Here is a 13,121-nt window from a genome sequence, read left to right on the forward strand (position 1 = left end):
AAGCTAGTCTACATTTTCTTATGGTTCCCTAAAAAGAAAAATGCAGTATATAGTACAATCTTATCATGGCAGGTGCATACTACCAAATAAAAAGGGGAGGTAAAAAATAACCAACGTAGGATATACAAAAAAAATGAAAGCCAATGCGAAATGCATCAGCTTTCATTTATTATTTTTCCAATTTAAACCAATCATCCATCTGCTGCATGACAGAACTTGTCGCTTCGAAATCCGAAAGCTTCGGAAGTTGTACGAGCAATGCCTTCTTCGGCGCTTCGATACCTTCTTTTTTCTTTTGAAGGATCAGGATGCTTTTCGCTGCCGTTTCATTTTTAAACATGGAAAGAGGCAATTGCACCATTCCTTGGATATGGGTATGTTTTTTCAGGAAGTCATTGAGTTTCGGCGCTTCTTCCGACACGAACAAGTTATTCGGGACGATGAAGAAAAGATGTCCCCCATCCTTCACATGTTTAACGCTCTGCTCGATAAACAAATGGTGGGCATATGAATGTCCCTCTCCCGCCTTCAATTCATAGTCGGACGCCCGTATATCGTTCGGGTAGTAACCAATCGGCAAATCGCTGACGACGACATCGGAAGGATCGATGAAAAGCGGTTCCAAGCTGTCCTGATTGAAGAATTCAAGCGGGTGTTCTTGCAGGTTGGCACCTGCATACGCTAGCTTGATCAACGTTTCATCAATCTCGACGCCATATGAAGCGATGTTTTTATCAGGCAATTGATTCAAGATCGCAAATAACAAATTCCCTGTTCCAACGGCGGGGTCAAGCATGATCAGCTCTTTTTGATCCTTGGTGAATTTACCGACTAAATAACTGACGAACATGCCGACTGCATCAGGGGTCATTTGATGATTCGGTTGCACGCTCTGCTGCATGCCCTTTAATATAGCAAGCTGATACGCTTTACGAATGGCTTCCTTTTCATATTTTTCAGGTGAAAAGTCGGCATAATGCTTCATTAACCTTTTCTTCGATACTTCACTCAATCCCTCCTGCAGGACTTTCCCTTGGAAGAAATTCTCGCCCGTTTCACCTAGGGCATCAAGATACGTACATGATAATTCACCTTGCAATATCTGGGCTGTTTCATTGAATTCATTAAATAATTGTTCAACTGGGGTAGACTTCACTTGTTAATTCCTCCTGTTTGCTTCTGTCCCTATTTTAAAGGTAAGAAGAAGGAGATACAAGCCGGAGACCCTAGCAATCATCCTTGGTTTTAATTCGAACGTTGCTTTCCACCCCGAACGAACACGAAGAAGGGGTTTTGATTGTCCTGAATGGGACTTTGATCGTTCCATTGCACTGCAGGCGTTCGCTTATTTTTCCACAGGAGTCCCGCACACCCGTTTCATTCCGCTCTGAGTGAAAACAAGCTTTATATTTCCATTTACTAACAGCTCCAAAAATTTGCCCAATATTTTTTATTACTGGGAAAGGCTCAATGTATGCCCAAACAGAGTACTATACATGAGGTGGTGATTATATGGATAATCAAAATCAATACTATCATGGGCCGGTTAATCCGATAAATCAGCAACATGATATACAATCAGCAGATGAATTCAACAGGCAACAACAAGGGTTTCAACAAGGGTTTCGGCAAGGATATCGACAAGGGTATCGACAAGGGTATAGAGATGGATATCGGGCAGGGCAACAAGCAGGGGGGCATTACCCAAGGCAAATGCCGTCTTGGCCTAATGAAGTTGATATAAAAATCGGTACACCTAATGGTCAAGAGTGGTACGGTAAGATCGTTTTACCATTGAATGGTGAGAATTCAGACTAACTGAATCGGCATATTGAACCTAAAAAACGGTATAACAGAACACGTAAAGATGATTCTAACTGCATTCACATTGAAAAATCAGGGCCTAAAAAGGCTGTTGTCCACTTCAACTAAGCTGTTGATCAACAAAAGAAAATCAACATGCAAACAAAAAAAACCGGGCCCATTGTGCCCGATTTTTTTGTTTGCACAGCTTATTTTGACGCTTTGGCCGCTTCGATTGCACCTTCGTAATTTGGATGGTTCGTACCCTCGCTCACATATTCCACATAAGTGATTTCATCAGAACTGTTCACGACGAATACAGAGCGTGCCAGAAGACGTAGTTCTTGCATGACAACACCATACGCTTCACCGAAGGAAAGGTCACGGTGATCGGAAAGAACTTGAACATTATCCAATCCGCTCGCAGCGCACCAGCGTTTTTGTGCGAAAGGAAGATCGTTGCTAATCGTCAATACTTTCACATTGTCCAATTTTGCCGCTTCTTCATTGAATTTTCGTGTTTGTGCATCACATACACCTGTATCCACTGAAGGAACCACACTGATAATGCGGACAGAACCTTTGGAGTCGCTTAATGTAACGGGTGATAAATCATTGGCCAATACAGTAAAATCAGGAGCCTTGTCCCCAACTTTTAGTTCCTGTCCCACCAAAGTGACCGGGTTGTTTTTAAATGTAACTGAAGCCATTAAAAATTCCTCCTTTTTGTGCTATATGTACAAGCCTAATCATATTTGTTTTACCGAAATTTTGCAATTAATTGATTTGGGAATGTGGAAGTGTCCATGGCATTCACTCAAGCATGTTATCGTTCTAAGGCGATATCATTGCAAAAAGAAAACTCGGCGGATGCCGAGTCGCTTTTAGAAATCTAAGTCTTGTTTAGGTTCCTGATATCTCGTTGCTGGCGGTTGACTTGCCCCTTGCTTTTGATTACTGTCCTTCTTGGCCAGCATGGACTGGATTTTATCGACGACCTGAGGTGCTAAATCCATCATTTTTTCAAGAAGATGCGTCCCTTCATCCAGATGAATCATCTTCACGCCATGGGAACCGACGATCAAAAAAGCAATCGGCGTTATCGAGACACCCCCGCCGCTACCGCCGCCAAATGGCTGTTTGGATTCACCTTGCTGTCCTTGATGATTGCCATCAATCACGAATTCGCTGCCGCCTGCCGCAAAGCCGAAGCCCACTTTTGACACGGTTAAAATGACACTTCCATCCGGAGTTTCAACCGGATCGCCGATGATCGTGTTCACATCGACCATTTCTTTCAGATTTTCCATCGCTTCTTTCATTAATCCTTGGATCGGATGATCTGACATCTAAATTCCTCCCTCTAGAACGATTGTTTATTGGAATCACCTGATAGCCTCGCTAAATTCCTGGACTTGAAATTCGCCTTCCTGCCTTTCCAATAACGAAGCAGTTTTATTCCAGTCCACATAGCCTGCCCGATTCTAAATTGTAATATGCAGGAAATTAACGTATTGGCCTGCCATCGCTGAAAGTCAGGCGTAACCGAATAGGAAGGCATGATTTGAAAATTCAAATAGGAGGTCAATAAGCCGATGATGGACCCCTTAAGCGCCCAGCATGCCCCCGTCAGCATACCGGTATGTGCGGCATTTTTAGTTCCGACCCTGCTGTGCCACACGAATTTTTTAACCTTGACCTTTCGTGTGAACTGGCGGACGATTCGATGAAATCCGACTATATGCACAATCATCGTCCGGAGGTCAGCAAATCCGTCTCGCAAATTTTCTGGTGTGATTTTTTTCGTTTCTTCCTTTTTGCTTTCTTCCTTCATTCCTTGTTCTTTCTTTACTGTTATCGCTGCAGACCCCTCATCCTTTTTAATGACAGGCACTTTGATCGTATAATGAAAAAGTCCAAACCAAGCTGATAATTTAATTTGTATTTGGTCATTTTTGTGAACATGCTTTAAGTCAATGTACACCTTTATTTTAGTGAACATAAGAAGAAGCAGCAGTAAAATGAGGCAACCTGCAATCAACAAAAGCCACTTCATGCATCCACACCCTTTTTGCCTTTCAGTATCGGCATATCCCCAAAAAAATAAACCTGCAAAAGCGAATATAACGCTCTTGCAGGTTCATGAATACTTATCTTCTTACCAAGACCACACTTGTGTCTGCAAAGACATCGTGCAAGGCCTGTTTCTTCGGCAGCAGTCCTGCCAAGAGATAGCCAATCCAGGTCATCTTTGAAATATAGCGTCCGATCAGTTCCCTGAATAATACCGTTCCCCAGGAAATGACCTTTGCCTCTTCCTTCAATGCCACGACCTTCAGGCCAAAAATCATTTTGCCCAAGGTTTGGTTCAAGAACTTGGTCATCAAAACAAAGTACAGGAAGAATACGATTCCCGTCAAGAAGCCCTCTGCGGAAAACCACAGATCATCTGTCCCTTCATAAAACTTGAAGATCGGATGAATCAAGATCCGATTCAAGCTTCCTATAACAAGCAGGTCCGCTAAATACGCCCAAAATCTCATCCAAAAACCAGCAAAGCAGACAGCCTTCAGTTCCCTATCTAAGGTAACCTCCGCTGGTGATGAATCCGACTGAACGGGTCCATGCTGATTCTCCAATAAATCGGGTGAAGCGATTTGTTCATTGATTTCATTTCGTTCCGTCATCCTTCAGTCCCCCTATTCCGCATACAAATACATTAAGCGTGGAGAATTTGAAGAGGAAAGGATTTTTGTCAAGACTGCCGTTTCCACATCATTTCCCAACATTTTTTGCGCTCCCATACTGAATAACGAGCCGAATCCTGCCTCATCCGTGTAACGGATGACTTGAGCATCTTTTTCACCTATATCCTTTTTCATGGCAGCAATGACATCATCCAAATGGCCGAAATCATCTATTAAATGGTTTTCCTTCGCCTGACGCCCATCATATATGCGGCCATCGGCAATCTTCCTTACTTCCTGCTCGGACATACCCCGTCCGTCTGCAATGACCTTCACGAATTGATCATACGAGTTATTGATCATGTTTTGAAGTATATCTCGTTCCTCGTCCGTCATTTCCCTGGTCGGACTCATAATGTCCTTGTGCGGTCCGCTTTTGATCGTTTCGAACTCCACGCCATATTTCTTGGCCAGCTTCTCATAATTATATCCATGCATGATGACGCCGAGGGAGCCCGTCATCGTTTCCGGACTTGCATAAATCTTATCGGCCGGGGCTGAAATATAATATCCACCCGAAGCGGCCATTGACCCCATTGAAACATAGACAGGTTTTTTCACTTTTTTAATATCCAGGATCTTGTCATAGATCTCTGCACTTTCGACGACACCGCCTCCAGGTGAATTCACCCGGAGGATAATTCCCTTGATATCATCATTTTCTTCTGCCATCTTCAGCTTATCCATGAAGGCTCGGTGATTATATGTTGCCGAACTTAGTAAGGATGCTTCTCCTGTATCCTGAATCGTCCCCTCTACATCAAATACGGCAATAACATTCGTGTAGTCTTCGCCTTCGATGATTTCTTCGTAAAATTCGCTTTCGGAAGCGAATAATTCATTAATGACACTTTCCGTATCAGCTGTAAAAAAAGTCGTAGCCGTCCCTACCAGAATAGAGACAAAAAATAAAACGGCTGCAATTCCTAATGCTGCCCAACGCTTTCCATTCATCTGTGTTCCCCCTTAACGATATGTATCCTTCTTACCATACGAATTGCATCCAAAAATGTTTCATTCCATGATAAACTAAGATATTTAAAATTGTAGCAAATAATCCTCTAATTGGAAATGGAAGCCGCCCTTCGCAAGCCTTTTTTTCTTTCCCTTCTATATAAAATTCCTATCATCCCCACTCATACCAATGGGAACTTGTTGGACTCTCCCGTAAATTTTTTTTGCTTTTCATCCATGGTTGGCGACTGTTGAAAAGGATTGGCCTCACATCGCGTACACTTGAATGCGATCAGGCAGGTTTGGCGTCATTTTGGCCATATCGCAGTAGCACTCCCGATGATTATGGCGTGGATGTCCATAATAGATAAAAAGCTGCCGGAATCTATTCCGGCAGCTTCTACTCTCATTCCTTGGGCGCTAATTCAATGGCAGAATGAATCGCCGCAAGCATGCTTTTCTCATCAGCAATGTTCTTCCCTGCTATATCGAATGCAGTGCCGTGATCGACGGATGTTCTGATGATGCCGCCTTTCAGGCCAACGGTAATATTGACCCCCGCCTCGATCCCCATTACTTTGATGGGGGCATGTCCTTGGTCGTGATAACAAGCAACGACCATATCAAAATCCCCGCGGCCTGCCCTGAAGAACAATGTATCAGCAGGAAGCGGTCCTGTTACATTGATTCCTTCTTTTTGTGCCCGTTCGATGCCAGGCATTAATTTTTCTTCCTCTTCACCGTTCCCGAATAAACCATTTTCCCCTGCATGAGGATTTATTCCGCATACCGCGATGCTTGGATTATGGAATCCAGCCTTCGTCAGTGTTTCATGTGCAAGTTTGATCACTTTGTACGTTCGCTCAGGATTAATGCTTTCGATGGCTTCAATCAATCCCATATGTGTCGTCAAATGGATGACCTTCAGGTTGGGGGTAGTCAGCATCATTGAAAAGTCTTCCGTATCCGTAAGGTCAGCGAGAATCTCCGTATGTCCCGGATACATATGCCCTCCTTTATGGAGCGCCTCTTTATTCAGCGGTGCCGTACAAATTGAATGGATCTTCTTCTCCTTCGCCAAGTCAATCGCCTTTGCCAAGTATTGAAATGCGCCGTCTCCCGCTACAGCCGACACCTCTCCGAACGGGAGGTCTGAAGGAATGATGTCTAAATCCAGGACATCTATCGAACCGAATTCATACTTTGCCTCAGAAGGATCTTTTATCGCATTCACGATTCCGGTAAAGCCTACGATGGGCTTTACCTTCTCAATTATTTTGGCATCTCCAATCAACAGCGGCCTGCACTGTTGATATACCTCGGCATGCGTTAATGCCTTAACGATAATTTCCGGGCCAATTCCAGCCGCATCTCCCATGGTAATTCCTATAATCGGTCTCATTTAAGCATATTCTCCCTTCAACTTTTTCATGGCATGTATAAATACGTCCTCTGAACCGAATCCGCCCGCTTTCGTGACGACATATATAGCGTCATTACCCAGGAACTTGGATATAGGGACTCCTATTTCCAATTCGTCCAGCAATTCGAATCCTTTTACATCCCATAAATTGCATATTTGCTTGGCAGTATCGCCGCCAGTCATGGTTACACCTTTAAAGTATTTTTTCTCTAATAGGACGGAACATACCGTGCCCATCGCTTTCACAATCTCGTTGCTGATTTGGGTATGCGTTAGGCCCCTGGATTTTCCAGTGTCCCAAGCCTTTTCGATATCAGCTTTTTCAGCAGTGGAATAGATGACGACATCTTTCCCGATTGCTGCCTTTTCGATGGCCTCCTGATAAACCCGTCGAATCTCCTCCGTTCTTTCCTTGTCATCCGCTATGGCTTTATAGGACTCGAAGGATATTGCATGTACCTCGGTTTGTTCTAGCAGTTTTTTCAATTGCAGCCGTGAATTCTTATTTACACTTCCAATCACAGTGAGCACCGGGGAAGTTGCAAGAGGGATCGTGAACTGGTATTCCCTGGCTGGAATAGAATAATAGTCTGGGAGGTAATTGGCGATCCCTGCTGAACCCGCCCACGTTAGTTCAAGCTCGATATCTTTTGTATACTCCAATATGTCTTTCAAATGCTGCTCTGTGGAAGAATCGATGATGATATACGGAATCGAATCCGCCGCAAACCTTGATAGCTTCCTTTTCACATGTTCTTTGCCTTTATCCAGGTCCCCAACGGTGATTGTACCTATCGGGCGGGCCGTCTGTTTAGCGATTAGCTCTGGCAAATACGATTGGGTCAACGGGGTTTTCGGATCCTTGGAAATCTCCGTTTCTCCAAGAGGTATTCCATTTAAATAGTGAACAGAATCAAGAATCGATCTGCCGTTTTTAGGATACCCCGGAGCGATCATGACCAAATTCGGCTTAACGGCGTCATATAGGGCGTCAATTTCTGCACCGATATTGCCGCGCATGGTCGAGTCCAGCTTTTTATATATCGTCGAAAAGCCGGACCGCTTTAAAAAATCTGCCGCTACCCTGACTTTATCGTAAGCGTCTTGCTTTTCTAGTGAACGGCTGTCTGTATCGAATACGACAGCGTCATAATCCTGTACACGTTTTTCATCCATTCCAAAAAGAACGGTCGTCTTAAGTCCATGACGTGCCAATTGAACTCCGCTATCATTGGCGCCCGTCAAATCATCTGCGATGATCGCTAATTTCATAGTTAATCCCCTCTACTCGTTGTATTTCGCCACTCCACCCTTTTTATCCAAATGCTTGGATAGGAAGCCGATGAAGATCGGGAGAAGGATGGCTGTCGTAACGACACTCGCTGCAATTTGTACGGTCGCAAGCTCGGCATGGACACCAAATGAGGCATTGGCTGCCACGATGGCAACAGGAGTACCGACCGCATTACCCGCTGTAGAACCTTCGGAAGCACCGACAATCGGATTCCATCCAATCCATTTGAAGATTAGATATCCGCCTCCACCAGTTAGCACGACGGTGATCACACCAAGTAATACGCCACTTAATCCCCCTTGGATGATCGCTGTGAAATTAATCCCCATCCCTAACGAGAAAGCAAAGAATGGTACAAGTTTATCACTGCCCTTAGAAAGGAAATCCTTCATCTCGGAATCTAAATTACCCAATACCACCCCGACTATAAGCGGAAGCAATACGGCTATGAATGAGGTTGGAGAGAACATTCCGTTTGCGAAGCCCATTGTCCCAAAGATGGACAGCGCTACCATTGTCAGGAACGGACCGTCACTTAATGCTAGGAATGGATAGGCTGCTTTATCTTCTTCTTTCCCGTACTGACCGGCCAGTGCAATATAAAGTCCGCCATTCGAATTCGTCATTGCTGCAATGATGGCCAGTGGTGCCATTCCCAAAAACAATCCGTTGCTATCGGCCAGCCAAAACCCAAGAAGTCCGACCAATGCTCCCAATACCCACTTATATGTTAAAAGTGTAACACCCTTTTTAACCGAAGTGCCTGCAGTGCGAAGATTGATTTGTGTTCCCGCAATCAAGAGAAATAAGGCGATTAAAGCACTGGAGCTGTTCACGAACAATGCTTCGGTAAAACCGCCAATCCTTAGTAAATCAGGAAATAATGTATTGATGGTCGCCGCCAACAATAGTGGAACAACCATCATCCCGCCTGGGATTCGATCTAGCGTTGCTTTAATTCTCATAATAAAAACCCCTTTGCTTTATTTATTAAAGCGCTTTCAATATTTATATTAAAATATCATGTTAATTAAAGCAACACTTTTTATATTTAATAACAATAAGATAGTTAAATAGTTTAAAAATGCAACACATTAGATAAAAAAAAACAAACTTAAAGTCATTCTTTAAGTTTGCGCCATAATGTTGCTCGGTTAATGCCCAATCGCTCAGCCGTTTTCGTTTGATTATAGTCTTCTTCCTTAAGGGTCCGCTGAATGATGTATTTCTCCATCTGTTTCAGTGTCGCTTTTTGCGATACGAGGATATCAGTTGAAAGACCATCATCTTCCAACACTTTTTCAATGGTTTCTTTTTGAATCACATACTCTTTTTCATTCAAGGCTATTTGCTTTATAAACCGTTTCAAGTCGTCAATATTATTCGGATACGAGTAATCTTCCAAAAGGGCCAAAGCCTCACTTTTAATATTCATTGCCGTCGTTCCATACGTTTGATGATAATGGGATAAGAAAAATTTCGTTAATTTTTCGATATCCTCCTTACGGTGTGATAAATCCGGCAGATGAATCGTGTTTATTTCCAGACGTGCAGCAATTGCTTCGCTAATTTGTTCATTTGACCCGATAAATATCGATACCCCATTTTTGCAACAAGTGTACAAAAATTCGTTTAATGGGTCAAACTCCTTTATGCGATTGATATTCTTCAGGAAAACGGTTCGAATGTCATCTAAAGGCAGCTCGTTAAGTGCGCTTTCTTTGAACTCCTCGAAATCAATGGTACATAGCATCCCATTATTCGCTAGTTCATTATGTATATAATTGACAAGAAACTCTTTACCCGTCCCACGACTTCCTTTTAAATGGATGATTTCATGGTTCTTGTAGAGAGAGGCCACAGTATTTACAAAAGCTGCGTCCATAGCAATCGGCTCCGGGAAAGAAGCTGCCTTGCTCTCCACCCCTTTCAGTTCCAACCGTTTCACGGAACTGGCCGTTATAATGTACATCCTATACGATGCTTTCAAACCATGATGCCAAAAACCTTCTACATCTATACTCTTTCCGTCAAGGGAGAAATGGGCATGAACAACCTGCTTATTCTCGGTAAGTTCTGTATTCAAGCTCTGGTATTGGCCAGCATTCAACGGATTAGCATCAAAATCGGTTAAATGCTCATAGACCACTTGATTTTCCTCATTAAAAATGACGATATTTTGGACTTCTTTGACCAAAAGCCTTTCAAGCATCCCATTCATATCATTTTTGTAATGAAGGAAGGAAATCATCTGTTTCGCATCATTAACGGCCCTTAAGATCGATTCCCGCCCCGATTGAATCAGGAAACCCTTCATGCCGTAAGAAATGGTCGCATTAATGGTAATTACATCACCAACGATTTGTTTATACCCCTCATTCTTCAGCTTTAATATGAGAGGCACCACTTCTTCAGATTCGCGAACTGTATATACCTGTAAGGGAAGCTCCAGTAAATCGATAATGGACTGGGCACCTGAAGTTATATTTGAAAATCCAACTATGGCGGTTTTATCTTTCAGCTCACTGGCAAGCGTCAAGGAACGAATCATGTCATATCCTGAAAGGTGCATGTCGATAACCGGGATATGGACGGATTTCTTAATGAGCTTGGCTGTACCGCCCCTGCTGATAATGGCATCCGCTCCGTTTTTCTCCTCCAATTTCGCAAGTTCCACACCTTTTTCCAAGTCACCCACCGAATAGCCGATTTCCATATCCGGATACAAAGGCAGACACGCTTTTATAATGGGCAGCATCGATTCATATGGGGCAATGATATGCACTTTCATATACATAACCTACTTTCTTGAATATCCGTACTCTATTAATAAGCACCCATCCTATCGAAGGGATTGAAGCCCCCTGTAGAATCGGGTGAATAGAGAATTATTATACCATTTTTCTCCTCCCACTTCTTTTATTCAAGCTAACATCACTGTGCTCATTGTCCCGTATGGGTTTGGCGGTTACGGCTGCGGTCAATAATGAAGCACTCATTTCACGAGTAATGGCTCCCGAAAATAACCATTCCAGAACCATTTCATGGGTAAAACGGTGAACTCCCACGTAAACGCTCCAAACACACGAGTAAATGAATGAAAAGTGCACCAACATACTAAAATGTTTCATTCCATGATAAACTACTATGTATAAGTGCAGCACACCATTCTCTAAAATGGACGGACGAAGGCCCATATTGGCTTCATCGCTTCCTAATATAGAGAATATAGAAAGCCCTTTCATTACTATTATTATTAGGGGGATCATGATGAACACTCGAAGAAATATTTATTTTTTCCATGCATCAAGTTCAGAAATGCAAAACAAGGTCGAACATCTTGCGGAGTTGGCCAACCAGAACGACTATGAGGTCGTCCAAGATTTCACAAAAGCTAACATTATCGTGAGCATTGGTGATGACGGTACCTTTTTACAGGCGGTACGTAAAACCGGCTTCAGGGACGATTGTTTATATGCCGGCATTTCCACTACCGGAAATTTGAATATGTACTGCGATTTCCATCTAGAAGATACAGACAAAATGATTGATGCGATGACAAGAGAGCAAATCGAGGTTCGTAAATATCCAACGATCGAGATTCAATTGGACGAACAGCCTCCATTTTATGCCCTAAATGAACTGAGTATCCGGACTTCGATTACGAAGACGTTCATCATGGATATTTTTATCGATCAAATTCATTTCGAAACCTTCCGCGGGGATGGAATCATCATTGCGACCCCTACCGGAAGCACCGCCTACAATAAGTCGGTGAATGGCGCCGTCGTGGATCCGCTCCTCCCTTGTTTTCAGGTGAGCGAGCTCGCTTCCATCAATAATAATACGTATCGGACCCTCGGGTCTTCATTTATACTAAGCAGCGATAGAACCTTGACTGTTCAACTTGAACAAAATGGTCCAAGCTATCCGATCGTCGGACTTGATAATGAAGCCTTGAGTATCAGCCATGTCGGAAGGGTAAAGGTCCGCTTAAGCGGCAAAGTGATCAAAACCGTCAAACTAAAGGATAACTCTTTTTGGGAAAAGGTAAAAAGGACCTTTCTCTAAAAAACCTTGAAAAAGGTGCCAGATATTATCTCTGGCACCTTTTTATATTTCATAAAAATCCTTGGTGTTTCGATAAAGGGTTTCATACACTTGGTCGACCGGCAAGCCTTTGATCGAAGCGATGTGACGCACACCCTCATGGATCATGCCAGGATGTGTCGCTTTCCCCTTGAATTCGCCTTCGAACTCCCATGGTCCATCCGTTTCAACCATCATCAGCTCAAGCGGATATAGAGACACTAAATCCTTTATTTCTCTTTCATAGCAAACGTCGGGGGTGATGGAAATGCGGTATCCATTTCGGATCATCCTAGCGATCGTTTGGCCATCGCCTTTAAACCAATGGAAATGTGCCTTTCTGATATCGTGCTTCTCCAATAGGTCGCATACGATGGGAGCATCCTCATATACGGCATGAAGGATTACCGGTTTATCGATTTCTTTTGCAAAAGCAAGAAGCCTATCCAATATCTTTATGTATCCTGCCAACTCGATAGCGGGATTTTCCTGTCTTAAGTAAAAGGGAAGCCCAATCTCCCCTACAGCCACCATATTGTGCTGATGTGCCTGCATCCAATTCAACAATTCATTCATTTCCTGTTCACTAGGAAGGGGCTGTTCGGGGTGAAACCCAAAGGCTGGCTTAATTCGTGAATCTTTGCGTGATAGCTGGTCATTTATGATGGAAGATTCCAAATCCATGGAAACCGTCAGCAGTGACTCCACCTGCACCATTTCCATATCCGCGAGTATTTGCTCCTGCACCCTTCCATCATATTGATCAAAATGGATATGGCTGTCGATGATTTTCATGCATCATACCCTCCTT

Annotated in this window: 13 protein-coding genes; 2 read left to right on the forward strand and 11 right to left on the reverse strand. The window is 43.3% G+C overall.

Annotated features, from left to right (window positions below):
* Positions 1 to 169: 169 nt before the first annotated feature.
* Positions 170 to 1,156, reverse strand: coding sequence for a class I SAM-dependent methyltransferase (locus tag CVN76_RS22645; RefSeq protein WP_100533141.1), 987 nt, complete (start codon positions 1,154 to 1,156; stop codon positions 170 to 172).
* A 356-nt stretch (positions 1,157 to 1,512) separates the two neighbouring features.
* Here CVN76_RS22645 and CVN76_RS22650 point away from each other — a divergent pair, with 356 nt between their 5' ends.
* Positions 1,513 to 1,818: a hypothetical protein gene (locus CVN76_RS22650; RefSeq protein WP_100533142.1), complete on the forward strand. Its 306-nt coding sequence runs from the start codon at positions 1,513 to 1,515 to the stop codon at positions 1,816 to 1,818.
* A 194-nt stretch (positions 1,819 to 2,012) separates the two neighbouring features.
* On the opposite strand, the gene tpx is transcribed toward CVN76_RS22650, so the two are convergent.
* From tpx to CVN76_RS22695, 9 genes are all read right to left on the reverse strand, one after another.
* Positions 2,013 to 2,513 (reverse strand): thiol peroxidase, encoded by a 501-nt coding sequence (gene tpx / locus CVN76_RS22655; protein ID WP_100533143.1) that lies wholly within the window; start codon positions 2,511 to 2,513, stop codon positions 2,013 to 2,015.
* 174 nt (positions 2,514 to 2,687) lie between these two features.
* A complete protein-coding gene (gene ytfJ, locus CVN76_RS22660) occupies positions 2,688 to 3,152 on the reverse strand; it encodes a GerW family sporulation protein (RefSeq protein WP_061142248.1) in 465 nt (154 codons plus the stop codon).
* Between the two features lie 14 nt (positions 3,153 to 3,166).
* A complete protein-coding gene (locus tag CVN76_RS22665) occupies positions 3,167 to 3,859 on the reverse strand; it encodes a DUF2953 domain-containing protein (RefSeq protein ID WP_100533144.1) in 693 nt (230 codons plus the stop codon).
* A gap of 94 nt (positions 3,860 to 3,953) precedes the next feature.
* Positions 3,954 to 4,490: an RDD family protein gene (locus CVN76_RS22670; RefSeq protein ID WP_100533145.1), complete on the reverse strand. Its 537-nt coding sequence runs from the start codon at positions 4,488 to 4,490 to the stop codon at positions 3,954 to 3,956.
* A gap of 12 nt (positions 4,491 to 4,502) precedes the next feature.
* A complete protein-coding gene (gene sppA / locus CVN76_RS22675) occupies positions 4,503 to 5,504 on the reverse strand; it encodes a signal peptide peptidase SppA (RefSeq protein ID WP_061142250.1) in 1,002 nt (333 codons plus the stop codon).
* A 406-nt stretch (positions 5,505 to 5,910) separates the two neighbouring features.
* Positions 5,911 to 6,906, reverse strand: coding sequence for a 4-hydroxythreonine-4-phosphate dehydrogenase PdxA (pdxA, locus tag CVN76_RS22680; RefSeq protein ID WP_064466007.1), 996 nt, complete (start codon positions 6,904 to 6,906; stop codon positions 5,911 to 5,913).
* The gene (locus CVN76_RS22685; protein ID WP_100533146.1) at positions 6,907 to 8,199 is read right to left on the reverse strand and encodes a four-carbon acid sugar kinase family protein; all 1,293 of its coding nucleotides are present in this window, start codon (positions 8,197 to 8,199) and stop codon (positions 6,907 to 6,909) included.
* Between the two features lie 12 nt (positions 8,200 to 8,211).
* A complete protein-coding gene (locus tag CVN76_RS22690; protein ID WP_064466009.1) occupies positions 8,212 to 9,186 on the reverse strand; it encodes a 2-keto-3-deoxygluconate permease in 975 nt (324 codons plus the stop codon).
* 155 nt (positions 9,187 to 9,341) lie between these two features.
* Positions 9,342 to 11,012 (reverse strand): sigma-54-dependent Fis family transcriptional regulator, encoded by a 1,671-nt coding sequence (locus tag CVN76_RS22695; RefSeq protein ID WP_198512627.1) that lies wholly within the window; start codon positions 11,010 to 11,012, stop codon positions 9,342 to 9,344.
* A 476-nt stretch (positions 11,013 to 11,488) separates the two neighbouring features.
* Here CVN76_RS22695 and CVN76_RS22705 point away from each other — a divergent pair, with 476 nt between their 5' ends.
* Complete coding sequence (locus CVN76_RS22705) at positions 11,489 to 12,292, forward strand: NAD kinase (RefSeq protein WP_232732428.1); 804 nt, start codon at positions 11,489 to 11,491, stop codon at positions 12,290 to 12,292.
* Positions 12,293 to 12,334: 42 nt separating this feature from the next.
* On the opposite strand, the gene CVN76_RS22710 is transcribed toward CVN76_RS22705, so the two are convergent.
* Complete coding sequence (locus CVN76_RS22710) at positions 12,335 to 13,105, reverse strand: TatD family hydrolase (RefSeq protein ID WP_100533149.1); 771 nt, start codon at positions 13,103 to 13,105, stop codon at positions 12,335 to 12,337.
* Positions 13,106 to 13,121 lie beyond the last annotated feature (16 nt).

It is taken from the genome of Bacillus sp. mrc49 (assembly GCF_002803435.1).